Source organism: Bradyrhizobium genosp. L, assembly GCF_015624485.1.
Classification (GTDB): Bacteria; Pseudomonadota; Alphaproteobacteria; order Rhizobiales; family Xanthobacteraceae; genus Bradyrhizobium.
In genome coordinates, this window is record NZ_CP061378.1 from 5,125,976 (window position 1) to 5,146,852 (window position 20,877).

The 20,877-nt window shown below is 66.1% G+C and carries 16 protein-coding genes; 4 read left to right on the top strand and 12 right to left on the bottom strand.

The window, feature by feature from the left end:
- Positions 1–2: 2 nt before the first annotated feature.
- Positions 3–926, bottom strand: a complete 924-nt coding sequence (locus tag IC762_RS24510; RefSeq protein WP_195784776.1) for a c-type cytochrome — start codon at positions 924–926, stop codon at positions 3–5.
- A gap of 165 nt (positions 927–1,091) precedes the next feature.
- Between IC762_RS24510 and IC762_RS24515 the strand changes: the two genes are divergently transcribed.
- On the top strand, positions 1,092–1,514 hold the full coding sequence (locus tag IC762_RS24515; RefSeq protein WP_195784777.1) for a CHRD domain-containing protein: 423 nt from the start codon (positions 1,092–1,094) through the stop codon (positions 1,512–1,514).
- Between the two features lie 88 nt (positions 1,515–1,602).
- On the opposite strand, the gene IC762_RS24520 is transcribed toward IC762_RS24515, so the two are convergent.
- Positions 1,603–2,049, bottom strand: coding sequence for a c-type cytochrome (locus IC762_RS24520; RefSeq protein WP_195784778.1), 447 nt, complete (start codon positions 2,047–2,049; stop codon positions 1,603–1,605).
- A gap of 103 nt (positions 2,050–2,152) precedes the next feature.
- On the bottom strand, positions 2,153–4,462 hold the full coding sequence (locus IC762_RS24525) for a xanthine dehydrogenase family protein molybdopterin-binding subunit (protein ID WP_195784779.1): 2,310 nt from the start codon (positions 4,460–4,462) through the stop codon (positions 2,153–2,155).
- 719 nt (positions 4,463–5,181) lie between these two features.
- Here IC762_RS24525 and IC762_RS24530 point away from each other — a divergent pair.
- Positions 5,182–5,673 carry a hypothetical protein gene (locus tag IC762_RS24530; protein ID WP_433995850.1) on the top strand — a complete coding sequence of 164 codons (492 nt, stop codon included), beginning with the start codon at positions 5,182–5,184 and terminating at the stop codon, positions 5,671–5,673.
- An 89-nt stretch (positions 5,674–5,762) separates the two neighbouring features.
- Here IC762_RS24530 and murJ read toward each other — a convergent pair whose 3' ends face one another.
- The 4 genes from murJ to IC762_RS24550 form a co-directional block, all read right to left on the bottom strand.
- A complete protein-coding gene (murJ, locus tag IC762_RS24535) occupies positions 5,763–7,292 on the bottom strand; it encodes a murein biosynthesis integral membrane protein MurJ (protein ID WP_195784780.1) in 1,530 nt (509 codons plus the stop codon).
- 144 nt (positions 7,293–7,436) lie between these two features.
- Positions 7,437–8,588, bottom strand: a complete 1,152-nt coding sequence (locus tag IC762_RS24540) for a DegT/DnrJ/EryC1/StrS family aminotransferase (protein WP_195784781.1) — start codon at positions 8,586–8,588, stop codon at positions 7,437–7,439.
- A 45-nt stretch (positions 8,589–8,633) separates the two neighbouring features.
- A complete protein-coding gene (locus tag IC762_RS24545; protein WP_195784782.1) occupies positions 8,634–9,650 on the bottom strand; it encodes a Gfo/Idh/MocA family protein in 1,017 nt (338 codons plus the stop codon).
- 388 nt (positions 9,651–10,038) lie between these two features.
- The gene (locus tag IC762_RS24550) at positions 10,039–11,451 is read right to left on the bottom strand and encodes a mannose-1-phosphate guanylyltransferase/mannose-6-phosphate isomerase (protein ID WP_195784783.1); all 1,413 of its coding nucleotides are present in this window, start codon (positions 11,449–11,451) and stop codon (positions 10,039–10,041) included.
- A gap of 347 nt (positions 11,452–11,798) precedes the next feature.
- On the opposite strand from IC762_RS24550, the gene IC762_RS24555 reads away from it, so the two are divergent.
- The gene (locus IC762_RS24555; RefSeq protein WP_195784784.1) at positions 11,799–12,764 is read left to right on the top strand and encodes a lysylphosphatidylglycerol synthase transmembrane domain-containing protein; all 966 of its coding nucleotides are present in this window, start codon (positions 11,799–11,801) and stop codon (positions 12,762–12,764) included.
- Between the two features lie 8 nt (positions 12,765–12,772).
- A complete protein-coding gene (locus tag IC762_RS24560; protein WP_195784785.1) occupies positions 12,773–13,789 on the top strand; it encodes a glycosyl transferase in 1,017 nt (338 codons plus the stop codon).
- 60 nt (positions 13,790–13,849) lie between these two features.
- Here the strand turns inward: IC762_RS24560 and IC762_RS24565 are convergent, their stop codons facing one another.
- The 5 genes from IC762_RS24565 to rfaE1 all read right to left on the bottom strand — a co-directional run bounded on the left by IC762_RS24565 (position 13,850) and on the right by rfaE1 (position 20,860).
- The gene (locus tag IC762_RS24565; RefSeq protein ID WP_195784786.1) at positions 13,850–14,794 is read right to left on the bottom strand and encodes an NAD-dependent epimerase/dehydratase family protein; all 945 of its coding nucleotides are present in this window, start codon (positions 14,792–14,794) and stop codon (positions 13,850–13,852) included.
- On the bottom strand, positions 14,791–16,008 hold the full coding sequence (locus tag IC762_RS24570) for a glycosyltransferase family 4 protein (RefSeq protein ID WP_195784787.1): 1,218 nt from the start codon (positions 16,006–16,008) through the stop codon (positions 14,791–14,793). The genes IC762_RS24565 and IC762_RS24570 overlap by 4 nt, the downstream gene beginning before the upstream one ends.
- A 57-nt stretch (positions 16,009–16,065) precedes the next feature.
- Entirely contained in the window at positions 16,066–17,979 is a 1,914-nt protein-coding gene (locus tag IC762_RS24575) for a nucleoside-diphosphate sugar epimerase/dehydratase (RefSeq protein WP_195784788.1), read from the bottom strand.
- A gap of 119 nt (positions 17,980–18,098) precedes the next feature.
- Positions 18,099–19,379 (bottom strand): O-antigen ligase family protein, encoded by a 1,281-nt coding sequence (locus IC762_RS24580; protein WP_195784789.1) that lies wholly within the window; start codon positions 19,377–19,379, stop codon positions 18,099–18,101.
- An 8-nt stretch (positions 19,380–19,387) separates the two neighbouring features.
- Positions 19,388–20,860 (bottom strand): D-glycero-beta-D-manno-heptose-7-phosphate kinase, encoded by a 1,473-nt coding sequence (gene rfaE1 / locus IC762_RS24585; RefSeq protein ID WP_195784790.1) that lies wholly within the window; start codon positions 20,858–20,860, stop codon positions 19,388–19,390.
- Positions 20,861–20,877: the final 17 nt, after the last annotated feature.

Here is a 20,877-nt window from a genome sequence, read left to right on the forward strand (position 1 = left end):
CGTCAGCTATCTTTCTTCTTCGGCTTCGGCGGTCCCTCGACCGGCGGCAGCGACTTGATGTAGTCGGCGATCGCATCGCGATCAGCGGCGGAGAGCTGCGAGGTGTTGCGGATCACGCGCCCCATCGAGCCGCCGGCACTGTCGCCGTCCGGCGTCTGCCCGCTCTCCAGGAAATACGCGATATCCTTCGCGCTCCAGTCCGACAGGCCCTTCTGCGTGATGTTCGGTACCCAGCCCTCGCCTTCCGGGTTGGGTCCGCCGGCGAAGCGTTGCGCGGCGATGATGCCGCCGAGCAGATTGCGCGGGCTGTGGCACTCGGCGCAGTGGCCAAAGCCGTTGACGAGATAGGCGCCGCGATTCCACTGCGCCGATCGACCGGCATCGGCGACGAGCGGTTTGCCGTCCATGAACAGGAATTTCCAGACCCCGATGTCGCGGCGGATGTTGAACGGGAACGGCACGTCGTGGTCGCGGACCTTGGCGGCAACCGGCGGCAACGTCTTCAGATAGGCAAAGAGGTCGCGCACATCATTGAGCCTGGCGTGCTGGTAGGATGTGTAGGGGAACGCCGGGAAATAATGCGTCCCCGCCGGCGAAGTGCCCTTCATGACGGCGGTGACGAAATCGGCCTCGCTCCAGCGGCCGATGCCGTCGTTCGGATCGGGCGAGATGTTCGGCGCGTAGAAGGTGCCGAACGGCGACGGAATCGCGAGCCCGCCGCCGAGCTTCAGGCGGTCGTCCTGCTTCGGCACGGCATGGCAGGAGGAACATCCACCTGCATTGAACGTTGTGAGCCCGTTCGCCAGGTCAGGCTGATAGGCGGGCAGCGCACTTGCAGCAATCGTTGCGGGGATCGTCAGCCACCAGAACACACCGCAGCCGGCGATGCAGGCCACCAGGGCCAGAAGGAGAATTCGTCGCAGCATTCACCGATCCGTCATTGGGCGTCTCAACGCATCGACCAGTATGATGGCAAGCGGTGGCATGCGCTCGCATGAAATTTGTGGCCCTCACGATCATTTTGGGAATAAATCCGCGAAGCCGCTGTTTGAAGACTGAAACCGTCCTGTGACGTCAAAGGGGAGAAAACCATGTCGAACAAGACCCTGCTTGCCACGCTGACGCTCGGCGCCGCGATCGCCTTCGCCGGCCCCGCCTTCGCCGAGAAGCTGAAGGCGACCTTGAGCGGCAAGACCGAAGTACCGCCGAACACCAGCGCCGGCACCGGCACCGCTGATATCGACTACGATGCCGCCTCCAAGAAGCTCACCTGGAAGCTGACCTATTCCGGCCTCTCCGGCCCCGCCACCGCGGCACATTTCCACGGTCCCGCCGAGACCGGCAAGAATGCCGGCGTCGCGGTCGCGATCCCGAACGCCACCTCGAGCCCGGTCGACGGCAGCGCGACGCTGACCGACGCGCAGGCCGCCGATCTGTTGGCCGGCAAGTACTATGTCAACGTCCACACTGCAGCCAACCCGGGCGGCGAGATCCGCGGCCAGGTGACGAAGTAATTTCAACAAGAAAAGGCCGACACAAAAAGGGCGGACGCTTCGCGGCGTCCGCCCTTTGCATTGATGCTCGCAGCGTCGGAAACCGCGATCAGCCCTTCTTGACGCGATAGGTCTCGTGGCAGCCGCCGCACTGCTTGCCGATGATGCCGAGCTCGGCCTTCAGCGTGTCGACATCCTTGATCTTGCCCTTGGCGTCGCCGACGGCCTTGGTGAAGCTCGCGATGTGCTGCTCGAAGCCGGCCTTGTCTTCCCAGATCTTCGGCGAGGCCGAGTAGTCGCCATCGGGCTTGAGGCCCTTGGTGCTCTCGGGGAACAGGGTCGGCAGCTTCTTGGCGGTGTCCTCGAACTTCGCCAGCGCGGCATCGACGGTCGCCTGGTCATAGGGCTTCTCGCCCTTGATGATCGCGCCGAGCGCGCCGGCGTTCTTGCCGGTCTCCTTCATCTGGGACTGGGTCTGATTGACCCGGTCCTGCTGGGCGACGACGGCACCGGCACTCAACGCAAGCATCGCTGCAACCACGACGATCCGCTTCATCGGCAAAATCCCCTCAATCCCGGTTGTGCCGTTCCACGGTCTGTGGCCGGCCTGTGTTTTGCGAACACCGCGCGCGGAGCTTCATTCCGCCCGCGGCAGTTTGTCAGAGCTTGTGCAGGCGCTGGGCCTCGCGGATCGCGATCCAGACCCGTTCGGGCGTTGCCGGCATGTCGATGTGGCCGATCCTATACTCGCGATGTAACCCCTCGATGATCGCGTTGACCACCGCCGGGCACGAGCCGATCGCGCCGGCCTCGCCCGCGCCCTTCACCCCGAGCGGATTGGTCGTGCAGGGCACGTTGTGGGTCTCGAACACGAAGGACGGTCCGTCCGCGGCGCGCGGCATCGCATAGTCCATGAACGTGCCGGTGACGAGCTGGCCGTCGGCGGGATTGTAGACGCCCTGCTCCATCAGCGCCTGGCCGATACCCTGCATCGCGCCGCCATGCACCTGGCCCGCCAGCATCAGCGGATTGAGCGTGACGCCGAAATCGTCGACGATGACGTAAGAGACGATCCTGATGATGCCGGTGGCCGGATCGATCTCGACCTCGGCGAGATGGGTGCCGTTCGGATAGGTGCCGTCGGCGCTCGCAAATGTCGCGCTGGCGTTCATCTTCGATGTGTCGCCACCGGGACGCTTGGCGAGATCGGCAAAGCTGACCGAGCGGTCGGTGCCGGCGATACGGATGCGGCCATCTGCAATTTCGAGGTCGCCGGCGCCGGCCTCCAGCGCCTGCGCCGCCAACTCCTTCAGCTTGGTGCCGAGCTCGTGCGTGGCGCGCTGCACGCTGACGCCGCCGGACGGAATCGACGCCGACCCGCCGGTGCCGAGCCCGGTCGCGATCCTGTCGGTGTCGCCCTGCAGCACATGGACGCGCTCCGGCGGCACGCCGAACTGCTCGGCGACGATCTGGGCATAGGCGGTCTGGTGGCCCTGCCCGCTCGACTGCGTGCCGATCAGGATCGAGATATCGCCATTGGCATCGAGCGCCACATTGGCGGTCTCCTCGCCCATCGTGCCGCAGACCTCGACATAGCTCGCCATCCCGATGCCGCGCACCAGACCGTCCTTCTTGGCAGCCTTGGCGCGCTTCGGAAACTCCTTCCAGTTCGCGATCTCCATCGCGCGCTTCATATGCGCGGCGAAGTCGCCGGAGTCGTAGACCTTGCCGGTAGCGGTCGTATAGGGCAGCGACTTCGGCGGAATGAAATTCTTCCGCCTGATGGCGTCAGGCGTCGTGTCGAGTTTTCGTGCGCAAGCGTCGACCAGGCGCTCGATCACGTAGGCGGCCTCCGGGCGGCCGGCGCCGCGATAGGCATCGACCGGCACCGTGTTGGTGAAGACGGTGCGGACACGGCAGTGGAAGGCCTTGATGTCATAGAGGCCCGGCAGCATGCCGGCGCCGCCATGCGGGATGTAGGGCGCAAACGTCGAGAGATAGGCGCCCATGTCGCCCATCAAATCGACGTCCATGCCGAGGAATTTGCCGTCCTCGGCCAGCGCCATCTTCGCGGTGGTGAGATTGTCGCGGCCCTGCGCGTCGCCCATGAAGTGATCGGAGCGCTCGGCGGTCCACTTGACGGACTTCTTGAGCTGGCGCGCCGCAACCGAGATCAGCGCGTATTCGCGGTACGGGAACAGTTTGGTGCCGAAGCCGCCGCCGACGTCGGGGCAGATCACCCGCATCTTCTCTTTCGGCATCTTCAGGATCATGTCGCAGAGGATCTCACGCAGGCGATGGCTGCCCTGGCTGCCGATCGTCAGGGTCAGATGATCCTTCTTGGCGTCATATTCAGCGACCGCCGCGCGGGTCTCCATGAAATTGGTGATGACGCGCGGATTGACGATGGTGATCTCGGCCACGGCATGCGCCTTGGCGAAGGCGTCTTCCGCGGCCTTCTTGTCGCCGATCGAGACGTCGAACAGCACGTTGCCAGGTTTGTCCGGCCAGACCTGCGGCGCGCCCTTCTTGACGGCATTGACGAGGCCGGCCACCGCCGGCAGCGGCGTCCATTTGACGTCAACAGCCTCGATCGCGTCGCGGGCGTGGTCGAGCGTGTCGGCCACCACGAAGGCGATGGCATCGCCGACATGGCGCACCTCGTCCCTGGCGAGGATCGGATAGGGCGGCGCGGTGAACGGATCGGTCTCGAGGTTGAACAGGCACGGCAGGCCGCCGAGTTCGGCGACATCGGCCGCGGTCAGGATCAGCGCCACGCCGGGCATGCCGCGGGCCTTGCCGGCATCGATGGTATAGCTCGCATGCGCATGCGGCGAGCGCAGCATCAGCGCGTGCAACGCGGGAGACGGGGCGACGTCGTCGGTGTAGCGGCCCTTGCCGCGAATCAGGGCGTCATCCTCCTTGCGCCGCACGCTTTGTCCGACGCCGAACTTGATGGGAGCTGCCATCGTCTCTCCAATTGGCTTGGTTGTTTGGCCGCATATTGGCGTGGTTGGCGGGGAAGCGCAAACGCCTTTCTCGGGTGATTTCGGCACTTGCGAAACCGGCCGCGATCACTATCGCGGGACCGGGCGCAGCGGCCTTGGATCGATCGTTTGCCGGTAGAATTCGATCGCCCTTCCGGCCTCATCGAACCGCAGCCAAACGGGCTGACACCCTTCGAAGGTGCGCGGCGCCAAAACATGCAAAACAACCCCATGCAAAGGAGCCGGCGGGGGCCTCGACAGGCAACTTGACATGTCGGGCAAATCAGGAGCACACTTCCATTATTCCGAACTCACGAAAGCAGGCCCCGTAGCCGCAAGCCAAACAGCGCGCCTTGATGGTCGCAGCTCATCTAGGGCGTGCGCCTAAAAGCCCGGCAGTCGCCATGCGACTTGTGACGGCGTCCACTTTGCTTCCCATAGCGACCATGTTTGTGGCTGCGCACTCCGTCGCGATGGGCCAGAAGCAGACACTGACAGGGAATGGCATTCTGGTGCTGGAGTCCGTTAGGGACACTCATCGCATGTTAGGAGCAATGCCAATTGAGTGCACTGCGGCCTAATTCGGAAATGTAGCGATTGTGTCACGGTCGTCAGATAGAAAATTTGCCTCAAGCGTTGGCGGCGAGCCATATTAACGAACTTCATGACGCAGCAACGCGAGATCATGGAAGCATGCGATCGTGGCAGAGTCGCTAAACGGCCAACCCCGAACTGCTAATCTCGCGACGGCCGCAGTACGAATCCTGTCAGTTGCAATCCTGTCAGTTGCGTCAGTGTCGGTGCATGCCGCTCAATCCGACGAAAGGCTAATGACCATCCACACCGGCGAACTCCTCGGCCGCTGGGGCCTCGCCTCGTTCGAAATCCCGGCCGATCGTGTCCGTACCGAAAGCGCCGCGCGCGGCCAGTGCCGGACGCCTTATGTGATCCGCGCCGGAAAGTCCGGCGGCGTCATGATGCATCAGGCCGATCGGACTATCCCGCAGGAATTGTGGCTAAAGGGGGGGCCGGGTGGCAGGAAGTATATCGGCCCGCGCGGTCCGACGCCCGGCGAGCAAGATCGCGAGATCGTCTGGTACGATGGCCAAGTCATGATCACCCGTTTCGTCGAAAAGAGCGCCGCCACCCGCTACGGCAACATGGTCTACGTCCGCTGTGAGACGGGGACGTAAGGGTTTCTATCTAACCTCAGCCGAATGGATTGCCGTGAAGCTCATGAGGCCGAGCAAGCCGCGCTGCTCGCGCGCTACGAGTCCGCTCCCTACCCGCGCCGGAGCGCGAACAGCCAGCCGCGGCCGAACAGCGTCAGGACCAGGAAGGCGTAGACGAAGCCGCCGACTGCCATCAGCAGCAGCAAGATCAATTCGTCGCGGAAATGCTGCATCGGCGCGAACCAGATCGCCGCGAAATGCGAGGTCAGCCACAGCGTCACTCCAAGCACGATGCCGCAGACCGCAAACGTGCCGAACGAGCGCAGCAGCGCGCGGTCGAGCGCGAGATAGCCGCGGCGTATCGCGAAGAACAGCACCAGCAGCAGGTTGATCCAGGCGCCGATCGCAGTCGCAAGCGCGAGCCCGACCTGCGCCAGCGTGCCCATCAGGACAATCTTGAGGAGAACGTTGACGGTCAGTCCCGTCAGCGACGCCTTGACCGGCGTGGCGGTATCCTTGCGGGCATAGAAGGTGGCGACTGCGCTCCTGATCATCACGAACGGAATCAGGCCGACGGCGTAGGCGGCGAGCGTCGCGGCAGCCGCCGACGCGTCGGCCGTGGTGTAGGCGCCGCGCACGAACACCGCGCGCACGATCGGATCCGGCACCGCGATGAAGGCCGCGACGAACGGGATGGTGGCAAGCAGCGTCAAGTCGAAAGCACGGCGCTGCGCGTGCGCGGCGCCGGCGATGTCATCCGCCGACAGCCGCCGCGCCATCTCCGGCAGCAGCACGGTCCCGACCGCAATGCCGATCACACCGATCGGCAGCTGATAGAGCCGCTCGGCATAATAAAGCGCGGCCAGCGCGCCTGACGGCAGGAAGGTCGCAATGATGGTGTCGGCGAACACCGCAACCTGCGTCCCCATCGAGCCCAAGGTCGCGGGGCCGATCGCGCGGAAGAAGGCCTTCACGTCCTCGTCGAGCCGTGGCATGGCGAAGCGCGGCAAGCCGCCATGCCGCGCCAGATCGCCGGCGAGCAGAAAATATTGCAGGAAGCCCGAGATCAGCACGCCCCAGGCGGCGGCATGTCCGGCGGTGGGAAAGAACGCCGCGAGCGCCAGCGTCGCCATCATCGACAGATTGAGGAAGATCGATGCGGCGGCGGCGGTCGCGAAGCGCTGCATCACGTTGAGGATGCCGCCATAGAGCGTCACCATCGTGATCAGGAGCAGATAGGGGAATGTGATCCGCGTGAACTCGATGGCGAGCCCGCGCTGCACCGGTTCATCGGTGAAACCGGGCGCGAGCAGGCGCAGCGCCTGCGGCATGAACACCCAGGCCAGCACCAACAGCCCGAGCTGGGTCAGGAACAGCAGCGTGAAGATACGGTCGGCGAACAGCCGCGCCGACGAGCCGCCGCCCCTGCCATGGACATGGGCATAGGCCGGGATGAAGGCGGTGTTGAACGCGCCCTCGGCGAAGATCGCGCGAAAATTATTGGGCAGCCGCCAGGCGACCAGGAAGGCGTCGGCGATCGGTCCGGCGCCGAGGATCGCCGCGAGCATGATGTCGCGCGCGAGCCCGGTGAGCCGCGAGAGAAGCGTATAGCCGCCGACCGTGAAGATGCGCCCAAGCATGCGGTGCTTCTAGAGCCTTTTCCGTTCCGATGGAATCGGAACGAGGCTCTAGATTCTTTTTTGACGCGTTTTCTTTATGCGAACCGGTATCCACTTCGCTTGAAAACGCTCCGCCGCATGCTCGCCATACGTCAAACTGGCGTATCAGGCCGACAGCGCGCCGCGCACAGCCGCGATGACGCGGTCCTGGGCCGCCTCGTCGAGATAGGCGTGCATTGGCAGGCTGATGACGTCCTCCGACAGGCTTTCGCTGACCGGCAGGCCGCCGTCGGCGACCGGGAAGTCGCGATAGGCCGTCTGCTGGTGCATCGACTTCGTATAGTAGATCGCGGTCGGCACGCCCTGCGCCTTCAACGCCGCGGCGAAGGCGTCGCGATCGGTGCCCTTGGGCAGGCGGATGGTGTATTGCGCCCACACCGAGCTGCAGCCGGAGGCGAGCCGCGGCACGGTGACGAGGTTGCCGAGCCCGCGGGCATAGCGATCGGCCACCACGTTGCGCGCGGCGATCTCGTCGTCAAAGATCTTCAGCTTCTCGATCAGGATCGCGGCCTGCATGGTGTCGAGCCGGCCGGTGAGGCCGAGGCGAACGTTGTCGTATTTGTCGGAACCCTGGCCGTGGACGCGGATGCTGCGCAGCGTGTTGGCGAGCTCGTCATCATCGGTGAAGATGGCGCCGCCGTCGCCGAAGCAGCCGAGCGGCTTTGCCGGAAAGAAGCTGGTCGCGGTCGCAAGCCCGAAGGTGCCGAGCTTGCGGCCCTTGTAGCTGGCGCCAAAGCCCTGCGCGGCGTCGTCGAGCACGAACAAACCTTCGGCCCTGGCAACGGCGGCCACCGCGTCGTGATCGGCGCTCTGGCCGAACAGGTCGACCGGGATGATGCCGACCGGCTTCAGGCCACGCGCCCTCGCGGTCGCGACGCCGCGCTTGATCGACGCCGTGTCGATGTTGAAGGTCGCCTCGTCGACGTCGACGAAGACAGGCGTGGCACCGGTCAGCGCCACGGCCTCGCCGGTCGCGCAGAAGGTGAAGGACGGGCACAGCACCGCGTCACCCGGACCGACGTTCTTTGCCATCAGCACCATCAGCAGCGCGTCGGTGCCGCTGGCACAGGTCACCACGTGCTTGGCACCGCTGTAGGCGGCGAGGGCCTGCTCCAGCGCGGTGACTTCCGGGCCGTTGATGAACTGACAGTGATTGAGCACGCGGGCGACGGCTTCATCGATCGATTTGCCGAGGCGCTGGCGCTGCGCGGAGATGTCGATGAAGGGAATCGATTCAGGACGCATGTGCTGGTTCATGGAGTCTTTCGCGCGTGATTTGCAACGTGACTTGAAGGGTGTCGATCAGCCGACGACGCGGCGCGGACCCTTGCGTGCCGTCGAGGCGGCGGGCCTGGCGGGCGATTCCAGGCAGCGAATCGCAATCTCGAGGCTCGCAACGCCCTGGTCGCCGGACACGGCCGGCAGCTTGCCGCTGCCGACCGCATCGAGGAAGGCGATCAGCTCGGCGCGCAGCGGCTCGTCGTGGCCGACGGGCAGATGGCGCATCGAGTAGCTGCCGTCCGGCTTGAAGCCGAAGCATTCGGTGACCTGGCGCGTCAGCAAATCACCCATCACATATTTGCCGCGGGTCGCGACCGTGACGTTACGCGCCTTGAACGGCGTCAGCCAGTTGGTGTTGATGTGGGCGAGCACGCCGGAGGCGGTGCGGAACTGGAGCAGCGCAATGTCCTCGCGCTCGGCGACCGCGCTCGAAAGCTGCGGCTGCACCTCGACGATATCGGACTCGGTGAACCAGCGGATCAGATCGATGTCGTGCACGGCGAGGTCGATGACGACGCCGACATTGGACATCCGCGGCGGGAACGGGCCGACCCGGGTGATGCCGATCGACAGGATATCCTCGCCCGAGATCGCCTGCTTGATCGCGGCGACCGCCGGATTGAAGCGCTCGACATGGCCGACCATCAGCGTCACGCCGGCGCGCTCTGCGGCGGCGACGATCTCGCGGCCCTCTTCGACCGTAGAGGCGATCGGCTTCTCGACCAGGATGTGGATGTTGCGCGCAAGACATGTCAGCGCGATCTCGTGATGCAGATGGGTGGGGGCGGCGATGGTCACCGCATCGACGCCCTCGGCGAGCAGTTCGTCGAGGGTCTCGAACGCGCGGCAGCCGACCAGCTCGATGGCGCGCGTGCGGTGTTCCGGCAGCGGATCGACAATCCCGATCAGCACCACACCGGGCAGTCCGGCCAGCACGCGGGCATGGTTGCTGCCCATCACGCCGGCGCCGATCACGCCGACGCGCAAGGCGCGCTTGATGTCGGCCTTGGCGCCCGATGCGGACACTTTTGCATTCATTTCATTGACCCCAATTGACGTTCTGGCGGTTGTCCCGGCTGCTTGCAGCGCCACCCCCGGCTCCGCGGGAATCAGCGTGAGAGGCTATCCCCGTTCGGCGCTCTTGGCGCGCACCACGACCCGCTTCGTTGGCAGCCGCTATAGCACGGCGTCACAAATGTGGCGAATGCCAACAACGAATTCCGGACACGTTTTGATTCAAAGAGTTACATCGACCGGCGGCTCGTTTTGGGCACGGGAACCGGCGTCAGCTCTATCCCGTCATTGCGAAGATCGACAGTGACGACTTGTCCGCCAAAGCTTTGGCGAAGGCGGAAGCAATCCATGTTTCCACGTATGCGGAACGATGGATTGCTTCGCTGGCGCTTGCAATGACGAACTGGGGCGCTCACGTCCGCTGGTAATCATCCTCGATGCGGATGATGTCGTCCTCGCCGAAATAGCTGCCGGTCTGCACCTCGATCAGCTCGAGCTGGATCTTGCCGGGGTTTTCCAGCCGGTGCACCGCGCCGATCGGGATGTAGATCGATTCGTTCTCGTGCACGGTCTTGATCAGCTCGTTGACGGTGACCTGCGCGGTGCCGCGCACCACGATCCAGTGCTCGGAGCGGTGGTGATGCTTTTGCAGCGACAACCGCCCGCCGGGCTTGACGATGATGCGCTTGACCTGGTGACGGTCGCCATTGTCGACCGACTGGTAGGAGCCCCAGGGACGGTGGACCTTGATGTGGCTCTCGGTGACTTCGGGCGCAGTCACCTTGAGCTTGGCGACCAACCGCTTCAGCCCGTTGGCGTCCTTCTGGCGTGACACCAGCACGGCGTCCTGGGTCGCGACCACGACGAGATCGTCGACGCCTTCGAGCGCAACCAGCGCACGGTCGGTGGTGACGTTGCAGTTGCGGGAGTCCTCGAACACCGCAGCGCCGCGCGCCGCATTGCCCTGGCTGTCCTTGTCGGAGAGCTCCCAGACCTGGCGCCACGAGCCGATGTCGGACCAGCCGCAGGCCACCGGGACGACAGCTGCATGCGAGGTCTTTTCCATCACCGCATAGTCGATCGAGATCGCCTTGGCCGCGCCGAACGCCTGCGCATCGAGCTTGACGAAGCCGAGATCGCGCGCCGCGTTCGACACGGAGCCTTCGATCGAAGCAATGCTCGCGTCATCGACGTTGCGATATTCATCGAGCAGCATGCTGGCGCGGAACATGAAGTTGCCGCTGTTCCAGAGATAGCCGGCATCGATATAGCCGGCCGCGGTCTGCGCATCCGGCTTCTCGACGAATTTTGCAACCGCCCTCACCTCTCCCGCGACGGCCTCGCCCGGGTTGATGTAGCCGTATTCGGTCGCAGGTCGCTCCGGCTTGACACCGAAGGTGACGATGCGGCCCTGCTCCGCCGCCGCGAGCCCTTCGCGGCATGCGGCGACGAAGGACGGCGTGTCCCGCACCAGATGGTCGGCCGCGAGCGCCAGCACGATCGCGCCGCTCTCGCGGCCTTGCGCGAACGCCGCACCGGCCGCGATCGCCGGGCCCGAATCGCGCCGCATCGGCTCCAGCAGCACGTCCGCCTCGCGGCCGATCTCGGCCAGCTGCTCCAGCACCATGAAGCGATAGGCCTCGTTGGTGATCACGATCGGACGCTCGAACAGGCTCGCGTCCGCGACCCGCAGCAGCGTCTCCTGGAAGGTCGAGCGGGCCCCGAACAGCGACAGGAACTGCTTTGGATGCACCTCGCGCGAGGCCGGCCACAGCCGCGTCCCCGCGCCGCCGCACATGATCAGGGGAATAATTCGTCGGTCCATCGATGCCTCTAGGATGCCTTCAGTCTTTGCCGTATCCGCTGGCTCATACATCAAAATTGCGTCAAGGCCGCCGCCCGCGACGGCCCTGTTGCCGGGAAGCCCTACCACGGAGCAGTATCACGCGACCCCGCATGTCGGTCCGGATTTTACCGGTATTGTAAACTCCCGGTGCTGGCAGGTCCCCGTTCGGGCCTCTTTAGCCGGCCCCTCAACCCTGCCGCAATAGGCCGGCGCAACGCCCTATTGCCAGATCGTCGCGGAAACCATACCAAGGCGGCAAATTTGGGCGCGCGAACGCGTTTTGCGCTGTTTTCGACACATTCTGAAACCTGGCAAGCGCGGTCAAAATGCGCCGAATCCTGCTCTCTACCCTGAAGATCCTGGTCTCGGTCGCGCTGCTCTATCTGTCGTTGCGCAAGGTCGACCTGCATGAGTTGCTCTCGCGGATCCGGGTCGAGAGCCTGGGCTGGCTGGCGCTGGCGATCGCGGTGATGATGCTGCAGATCTTCCTCGGGGTGCTGCGTTGGCAGGATGTCAGCGAGGAATGCGGCGCGCCGCTCGGGCTTGGGCAGGCGATGCGCTTCAACGTCATCGGCACCTTCTTCAACCAGACGCTGCCGTCCTCGATCGGCGGCGATGCGGTGCGGCTGTGGCTGGTTGCGCGCAGCGGCGCCGGCTGGCGCGCGGCAACCTACTCGATCTTCGTCGACCGTGCGATCGGGCTCGTCGCGCTCGCCGTCGTGATCGCCGCGACCCTGCCGTGGAGCTACCGGCTGATCACCGATCCCCATGGCTGGACGGCCCTGCTGCTGCTGGATCTCGCCGCGCTCGCCGCCGGTTTCGGCTTCCTCTTGATCGGGATCCTGCCATGGCCCTGGCTGAAGAGATGGTGGGCGACCCATCATGTGCATGCCTGCGCCGTCATCGCCAACAAGGTGCTGTTCAGCCGCAAGTACGGACTGCGCGTAGCGACGCTGTCGCTGGTGATCCACGTGGTGACCGCCGTGATCGGCTGGTGCGTGGCGCAGTCGATCGCGGCCCCGGTCACGTTTGGCGAGGTCCTTCAGCTGGTCCCGCCGGTGATGCTGATCACGATGGTGCCGATCTCGATCGCGGGCTGGGGGGTGCGCGAGGCCACGATGGGATTGGCCTTCGGCTATGCCGGACTGGCCGCCAATGAGGGCGTCAACATCTCGCTGCTGTTCGGCGCGGTGTCGTTCCTGGTCGGCATTTTCGGCGGTCTGCTGTGGATCCTGAGCCCGGAAAAGGCCGCCCAGGGCGCGGAGCCGATCGAAGTCCCGGGATCGCAATAGCCGAACCGATGAGCAGTTTCGAGATTCTCCTGTCATTCATCGCGGCCGGCCTTGCCGCTGCGATCTCGGCGGTCCTGATCGGCGCGACGCGGCCGATGCTGCTGCGCGTGGCGCTGGCGAAGCCGAATGCGCGCTCCTCGCACCGGGTTCCGACGCCGCAAGGCGCCGGCATCGCGGTCACCGCGGCGACGCTGCTTGCCGGTGGCATCGTGATCGTGATGGCGGGGTCGCCGGCGCTCACCGTCCCGTTCACGGTGTTCGCGGCGAGCCTGTTCATCGCCGCAGTCGGCTTTGCCGACGATGTCCGCCCGCTGCCCGTGGTGCCGCGGCTGCTGCTGCAGGCCGCCGCGGTGGCGGCCGTGCTGTTTGCCGCGCCGGGCGATCTGCGCATCGTGCCGGCCTGCCCGTTATGGCTGGAGCGTGCGTTTCTCCTGGTCGCCGGCCTCTGGTTCGTCAACCTCGTCAACTTCATGGACGGGCTCGACCTGATGACGGCGGCGGAAGCCGTGCCTGTTGCCGTGGCGGTCGCCCTGCTCGGCAGCACCGGCCACGTCCTTCCCGTGACGACCATCGTCGCCGCCGCGCTGTGCGGGGCGCTGCTCGGCTTCGTGCCGTTCAACCGGCCGGTGGCGAAGATCTTCCTCGGCGATGTCGGCAGCCTGCCGATCGGGCTGTTGCTCGGCTGGTGCCTGCTGGAGCTCGCGCTGCATCAGCACGTCGCCGCCGCATTGCTGCTGCCGCTGTACTATCTGGCGGATGCGACCGTGACGCTGCTGCGCCGGATGGCGCGGCGCGAGCCGTTCTGGGCCGCGCACCGCTCGCACTTCTATCAGCGCGCCACCGACAACGGCTTCTCGGTGTGGCGCGTCATAGGCGAGGTGTTTGTGCTCAACGTCGTGCTGGCGCTGCTCGCATTCGCATCCGTCGCGCTCAATTCGCCGGCTGCCGACATCGTGCTGCTGCTGGCCGGCGCGCTCGCCGTCGCGGTCGTGCTGCGCCGGTTCTCACGGCCGCGCAGGTCTTGATGAAGAAGGTCTTGATGAAGAAGGTCCTGATCAAGAAGGTCTTGATCAAGAAGGTCCCGATCAGGCCAGGGGCGGGCCAAGCGCGAGCTTCAAACCATCGTCGAGGCTGATCGGCGGCTGCCATCCGCTCGCGGCAACCTTCGACAGATCGAGCTCGAGCGAGCCGAGCAGGCTGTCATTGGCTTCATTGCGGCCGCTGATCCTGAGCAATGTGCTCAGCACCGGGGTCGGCAACCGGAACAGCCGTGGCGAGGTGTGCGCAGCATGGGCGAGCCGCTCGATGAATTCCGGCGTCGACACCTGCTCGCTGTCGGCGACCAGGAACACGTCGAAATCCTTCCCCGGATGCGACAGCCGATGCAGCACGAAGGCGGCCAGGTTCTGCACCGACAGGAACGCACGGCGGTTGCTGACATTGGCGAGCGGCAGCGGAACGCGGAGCTTCACCGCCTTTTCCAGCAGCGCGAAATTGCCCTTGGCGCCGGCGCCATAGATCAGCGGTGGCCGGACCACGGTCACCCGCATGCCGGTGCCCGGAACCAGCTCCTGCAACCCCGCCTCGGCGGCGGCCTTCGACATGCCGTAGAGGCCACGCGGCGTCAGCACATCGTCCTCGCGGAACGGCGGACGCCCGCTGTTGCTGCGGCCGTGCACCAGGATCGTGCTGACGAAGATGAAATCCCGCACCCCCGCCGCGATCGCGCCGCGCGCCAGGTGCAGCGTGCCGCCAACATTGACGTTGTGGTAGAGCTCGATCGCGTGCTCTTCGTCCTGGTGATGGACGCGGGCGGCGAGATGGACCACGGCATCGACGCCGGCGAGCGCGGCGCTCCAATCGGTGGTCGCCCCGAGCGACTCGATCCTGACGTCGTTGGCGTCGCGCGGCGGGGTTCGCACCGCGCGCCGCACCACCCAGCCGTTCTGGGCGAGCAAAGGCACGACGTGGCGGCCGACGAAACCGCTCGCACCGGTCACCAGAACCGTCGGTCGACGCGCCTCACTCATGCCATCCGCTCCCCATCGCGGTTGCATAGTAGCTCATTCACCAGCGCGGCATAACTGCCGAGCGCCCGTTCCGGGCTGAAGGTTCGTGCGGTCGCGATCGCCCGTTCGGCCATCGCGGCGTCCTGCGAGTGCGCGGCCTGGCGGATGGCGTCGGCGAGCTGGTCGGGCCGGCCCGGGGTCACGACCCAGCCGAGCCGGTTCTCCTTCACGGTGAGCGCTGCCTCGGCCTCCGGCTCGGAGACCAGGATCACGGGGCGGCCGGCGGCGAGCAGATTGTAGAACCGGCTCGGCACCGACACGCCGGCGACGTTCTTGCGATAGGGAATCAGCCAGACGTCGGCGCTGGACAGCAGCGCGTCCAGATCGCGGTCGGCGACGCGCTCGACCAGCGTGACATTAGCGAGCTCTGCCTCGGCCTGCAGCTCCTTCAGCCGCGCAAAGCCCATGCCCCAGCCCGACAGCAGGAAATGGATGTCGGCGTCGCCGCGCATCAGCCGCGCCGCCTCGAACACGATGTCCGGATCATGGGTGAAGCCGAGATTGCCCGACAGCCCGACCAGGAAACGGGCCGCGATCTGCCTGCGGAACGGATTGTCCGGGCTGACCGGACGGTTGCCGGGCACCAGCGTGGTCCAGTTCGGGATGAACCTGATCTTGTCCTGTGTCATCCCGCCATAGCGCAGCAGCAGCCGCTCGGCGTCGCGCCCGATCACGATGACGGCGTTGAGTGCGCGGAACATCAGCGCGTTGATCGCGCGCAGCGCGCGCGCCGCAAGCGAGGTCGGCTTCAGCAGCCCGGCCATCACCAGCACGTCGGGAAACAGATCGTGCAGGATCAGCACCGACTTCGCACCCTTCAGCCTTGCTGCGGCGGCAACCGCATAGGGCAGCACGAACGGCGCGGTCACCGTCAGCGCCACGTCGCCGCGCTTGAGCCGCACCAGCAGCGCAAAGAAGATCCGCGCCGTGAACAGCACCTCGGCGAGCGCACGCTTGATCAGCGCCGCCTTGCCCGGCAGCCAGTTCCTGATCTCGACGACGACGGGGCGCCCCGGCGCGCCATCCTGCGCCGAGCCCGGCATGCCGGAGACCACCACCACCTCGGCATCGCCGGCGATCCGCTCGGCGATCGCGGCCATGATCGCGGCGGTCGTCGAGTGATCCGGCGGATAATGCTGGCTGACGACGACGACTTTGTGGGACTTGCCGGTCATGGCTTTCGAGACTGGCTTCGGAAATGCTTCTGCCGCGCGCGCCGCGGAACGGCGCGATCAGGCGGCATTCGAGCCGAATTCGGGCACTGCGTCCTGCAGCACGGCGCGGATGGTCACGCGGTCGTCGCGCGCGATCGCGTCCTCGAGCGAGGCCAGCCATTTGCGCAGCGTCGACATCGGCGGCTGGTTCGGCTTGGCCGCCATGATGCCGGCGACGCCGATCTCGATGGTCGGCTCCTGGCTCGCGAACAGGATTTCGTTCAACCGCTCGCCGGGACGGATACCGCTGAACACCACCTCGACGTCGACGCCCGGCTGCAGCCCGGACAAGCGGATCATCCGCTCGGCGAGATCGACGATCTTGACCGGCTGCCCCATGTTCAGGACGTAGACCGAGACGTCGGGCCGCGCCGGCGTCACCGCATGGGTCGCGGCCGTCAGCACCAGGTCGCAGGCCTCGCGGATGGTCATGAAATAGCGGACCATGTCCGGATGGGTGACCGTGATCGGGCCGCCGGCCTCGATCTGGGCCTTGAACTTCGGCACCACCGAGCCGTTCGACGCCAGCACATTGCCGAACCTGACCGAGATCAGGCGCATATGCGCCTTGCTGGCCGCCTGCGCCATCAGGTCATGGTCGAGCGCCTGGCAATACATTTCCGCGAAGCGCTTGGTCAGGCCCAGCATCGACACCGGCTCGATCGCCTTGTCGGTCGAGATCATCACCATGGCGCTGGCGCCGGCGGCGAGCGCGGCATCCGCGACGTTCACCGAGCCGAAGATGTTGGTCTTGACGCCCTCGCTCCAGTCGCGCTCGAGGATCGGCACATGCTTGAGCGCGGCGGCATGGAAGACGATGTCCGGCTGGAACTCGCTCATCAGGCGGATGATGCGCTCGCGATCCCTGATATCTGCGATGCGGCCTTCGATCGCAGCGCCGGTGTCGCGGGCGGACAGCGCCTCGGTGACCGCGTAGAGCGCCGGCTCCGAATTCTCGATCACCAGCAGGCGCGCCGCGCCGAAGGTCGCGACGCGGTCGCAGATCTCCGCGCCGATCGAGCCGCCGCCTCCGGTCACGATCACCGACTTGCCCTTCACCAACGTCTCGAGCCTGGCATAGTCGATCTTCTGGGTCGGGCGCAGCAACAGGTCCTCGACCGCGACATTGGTGAGCCGGGGCGCGTCGCCGCCCTCCAGCGACGGCAGGCGGCTGACGATCAGGCCGAGCCGCTTGGCGCGCATCAGCACGCTTTCCGGATGCGCCTCCGGCTCGAACGCCGAGGGCGTCATCACCACCCGCTTGATCGGACGCTTGCGGCTCTCGAAATCGCCGATCACCGCCTCGATGTCGTCGACCCCGCCAACCACGGGGATGCTGCGGATCATCTGGCCCTGGTCCGCGGCCGACGGCGACAGCACGCCGACCGGCCAGAGCCGCTTGATGGCCCCGTTCTCGATGCCGCGCAGCACGACCTCCGCGTCGGCGGCGCGTCCGATCAGCAGCGCGGGCGCGGCGCTGTCGGAGCGGGCATGCAGGCGCGTGCGCGAATAGCGGAAATAGCGGTAGCCGAGCCGCAGCGTGCTCAGGCTCGCCACTTCGAGGAAGAAGAACAGCACGATGGTGACGCGGCCGAGGAAAACGAAGCCATGCGAGCTCACCCCGACGAAGATGTAGGCATAGTCCAGCACCACCAGCGCCAGCGTCAGGATCGACGCGACGCGCAGGATGTTCAGCGCGTCCGGCAGCGACGTGAAGCGCCATTTCGCCGTGGTCAGGTTGCAGAAATAGCTGACCACGACGCTGAACAGCACGAACCAGGGCAGGATCCGCAGCAGTTGCGGCAGCCGATCGGCGAGCAGATTGCCCTCGAAACGCAGATAGAAGCTCGCCACCAGCGCGAACGCCGTCGCGAGCGCGTCATGGACCAGAATCAGGAAGTTGCGCAGCGAAAATTGTGAAAGGCGCGTCATGTAGCGTGCGGATCAGCGACAACCGGGAATTTTGAGGCGAGACGTGTTTTGCGAGCGAGGCATGTTTTGCGAGCGAGGCATGCAGGCTGATAGCGTATCTGTCGCGCGCATGCCAGCGATCATGGATGAATTGGGCGTTCAGGTTCCACGGCGGCGATCGAACGCCCCTTCAGCACCATGCCGCCGGCAACACCGACACCCAGGACGTACATCCAGCCTTCGTGAAAATCAAAGATGTGCGAATTGAACAATGACGTAAAAACATTCTGCACCACGACGAGGAGCCCGATCCAGTTGGCCAGCCCGCTGCCGCGGAACAGCAGCAGGTGCAGGATCCACATCGCATACAGGATCGCGACGCCCATAATGCCCCACTGCACGGCGACGTTCAACGTTTGATTGTGCGGATTGCCGATCACCTCGCCGGTGGCCTGGTTGACGCCGCCGATCGCGACGCGTTCGAACAGGCCGCGCGTCGCTCCGGTGCCGTGGCCGACCAGCGGCGCCTCGGCAAAGAAGCCGAGCGATTTGCGCCAGAACTCGAGCCGGAGCCCGATCGAGGTCGGCATATTGCGCAGCTTGTAGAGCTCGTAATCGCGGTTGAACGACTCGGCGGTGGTGCGCAATTGCGGCGAGGCATACCACGCCACCGTGGAGAACGCGGCGACCGCGCACAGGATCAGGGCGATGGCGCGCCAGCGCAGATGCAGCAGCGCAAACACCGCAAACATGATCGGGACCGTGACCAGCGCGGTGCGTGACACCACGACGAACGCCATGTTGGCGAAGAAGCTCACCGCGATCACGACCAGCAGCGCGGCCAGCACGAATCGCCTCGACCGCAGCAGCATCACGACCGGATAGGCCAGCGCGACCGCGCACAGGGTGAATTCCTGGCTCTGGTTGATGTGGTCCTTGACGAAGATGCCGCGCTCGGCGGTTGCCGGCGGCTTCATCGTCAGGCCGGGATAGCGCACGACCAGCCAGGACATCACCATCAGCAGCGTGCAGGAAATCAGGAACGCCGCAAACACCCAGGTGCCGCGTGCGGAGCGCTGGAAGTGATAAAACAGCAGCGGCAGCACCAGCAGCTTCGCGGTCGGCTCGACGGCATAGAACCGCGTGCCCCAGGGGGCGTCCGACCACAGCGTGCCGATCAGCGCGAGGCCGAACAGCGCGACCGGCACCGCACAGATCGGCCGCATCAGCAGGGTCCGGAATGCCCGCAGCTCGATCGTTGGCGCGATCGCGATCAGGAGCAGCACGCCGAAGATGCCGACCAGCGAGGTCGACCACGGCAGCGACAGCGCGATCAGCACCGCGACCACGTCGCTCGTGGTCGCCCAGCGCGCCGGATCGCGCCAGGCGGGCAGCGTCGCGGCCGATGGTGCGGAGGCCATGCTCGCGCTCACGCCTTGCCCCCGCGGGCCCGGTCGACCAGCGACGTCGTGCTGTGCCCGGGCAGGATGTCGACCAGCACCACCTCGCCGCCGGCGGCCTCGACGATCTCGTGACCGACGACCTGCTCGCGGGTGTAGTCGCCGCCCTTGACCAGCACGCTCGGCCTCGCCCTGGTGATCAGGTCGATCGGCGTGTCCTCCGCGAAGATCGCGACGAGATCGACCGCCTCGAGCGCCGCCAGCACCTCGGCGCGCGCCCGCTCGCTCTGCACCGGACGCCCCTCGCCCTTCAGCCGCCGCACCGAGGCGTCGCTGTTGAGCCCGACGATCAGGCGGTCGCAGGCGCCGCGCGCCGCGGTCAGCACCTTGACGTGGCCGGGATGCAGGATGTCGAAGCAGCCATTGGTGAAGCCGATGCGCAGATCCTGCCGGCGCCATTCCGCAAGATGCGCGTCGATGTCGCCGCCGACCGGGACGATCTTGTCCTCCGCCGCCAGCGAGGCATGCGGCAGGATCCGCCGCCGCAGCTCGGCCGACGTCACCGTCGCGGTGCCGGTCTTGCCGACCGCGACGGCGGCCGCGGCGCTAGCGATCCGCAGCGCGCCTTCCCAGTCGGCGCCGGCCGCGAGCGACAGCGCCAGCGCGGCCGCGACCGTATCGCCGGCGCCGGAGACGTCGCGCACCTTGACCGGCAGCGCCGGCACATGGATCGACTGGCCCTCCCGCGTCACCAGCGTCATGCCCTTTTCGCCCTGCGTCACCAGCATCGCCTCGCAATCCGCAAGGACCATCGCGTCGGGCGCGGCCTGCGCGATCGCGTCCTCGGTATCGGCGCGGCTGCGGGTCGCCTCGGCGAATTCCTTGCGGTTCGGCGTCAGCACGCTGGCGCCGCGGTAGATCGCAAGATTGGCGCTCTTGGGGTCGACGATCACGCGCTTCTTGGCCTGGCGCGCGGCGTCGATCACGTTGCGGATCACGCGCGCGGTCAGCACGCCCTTGGCATAATCCGACAGCAGCACGATGTCGGCGCGGGCAAGCTGCGGCAGGATCGCATCGATCAGTTGCTGCTCGATGTCGGGCGCGGCCGGTGCCGCGAGCTCCCAGTCGGAGCGCAGCATGTGGGTCGAGAAATGCTCGGAGACGAAGCGGACCTTGCGCGTGGTCGGACGGCCGGCATCGCGCACCAGCACGCAGTCGATCCCGTCTTGCTTCGACAGCTCCGCGGTCAGCGCCGCGCCGGCGGCATCCTCGCCGATCAGGCCGACGAAGATGCAGCGGCCGCCGAGCGAGGCGATGTTGCGCGCGACGTTGCCGGCGCCGCCGACATTGCTCTCGCTGCGCCGGACCGCGATGACAGGCGCCGGCGCCTCCGGCGAGATCCGCGACACCTCGCCATAGACGAACTCGTCGAGCATCAGGTCGCCGACACAGAGCACGGTCTGGCCGGACATCGCACGCGAGATCGCTTCAAAATCGAACATCTGTGACCGTGACCTGC

Bases quoted from the DNA above. Each gene is read 5' to 3' on its own strand.
- IC762_RS24510 (WP_195784776.1), bottom strand. From the start codon at position 926: ATGCTGCGACGAATTCTCCTTCTGGCCCTGGTGGCCTGCATCGCCGGC.
- IC762_RS24515 (WP_195784777.1), top strand. From the start codon at position 1,092: ATGTCGAACAAGACCCTGCTTGCCACGCTGACGCTCGGCGCCGCGATC.
- IC762_RS24520 (WP_195784778.1), bottom strand. From the start codon at position 2,049: ATGAAGCGGATCGTCGTGGTTGCAGCGATGCTTGCGTTGAGTGCCGGT.
- IC762_RS24525 (WP_195784779.1), bottom strand. From the start codon at position 4,462: ATGGCAGCTCCCATCAAGTTCGGCGTCGGACAAAGCGTGCGGCGCAAG.
- murJ (WP_195784780.1), bottom strand. From the start codon at position 7,292: ATGCTTGGGCGCATCTTCACGGTCGGCGGCTATACGCTTCTCTCGCGG.
- IC762_RS24540 (WP_195784781.1), bottom strand. From the start codon at position 8,588: ATGAACCAGCACATGCGTCCTGAATCGATTCCCTTCATCGACATCTCC.
- IC762_RS24545 (WP_195784782.1), bottom strand. From the start codon at position 9,650: ATGAATGCAAAAGTGTCCGCATCGGGCGCCAAGGCCGACATCAAGCGC.
- IC762_RS24550 (WP_195784783.1), bottom strand. From the start codon at position 11,451: ATGGACCGACGAATTATTCCCCTGATCATGTGCGGCGGCGCGGGGACG.
- IC762_RS24555 (WP_195784784.1), top strand. From the start codon at position 11,799: ATGCGCCGAATCCTGCTCTCTACCCTGAAGATCCTGGTCTCGGTCGCG.
- IC762_RS24560 (WP_195784785.1), top strand. From the start codon at position 12,773: ATGAGCAGTTTCGAGATTCTCCTGTCATTCATCGCGGCCGGCCTTGCC.
- IC762_RS24565 (WP_195784786.1), bottom strand. From the start codon at position 14,794: ATGAGTGAGGCGCGTCGACCGACGGTTCTGGTGACCGGTGCGAGCGGT.
- IC762_RS24570 (WP_195784787.1), bottom strand. From the start codon at position 16,008: ATGACCGGCAAGTCCCACAAAGTCGTCGTCGTCAGCCAGCATTATCCG.
- IC762_RS24575 (WP_195784788.1), bottom strand. From the start codon at position 17,979: ATGACGCGCCTTTCACAATTTTCGCTGCGCAACTTCCTGATTCTGGTC.
- IC762_RS24580 (WP_195784789.1), bottom strand. From the start codon at position 19,379: ATGGCCTCCGCACCATCGGCCGCGACGCTGCCCGCCTGGCGCGATCCG.
- rfaE1 (WP_195784790.1), bottom strand. From the start codon at position 20,860: ATGTTCGATTTTGAAGCGATCTCGCGTGCGATGTCCGGCCAGACCGTG.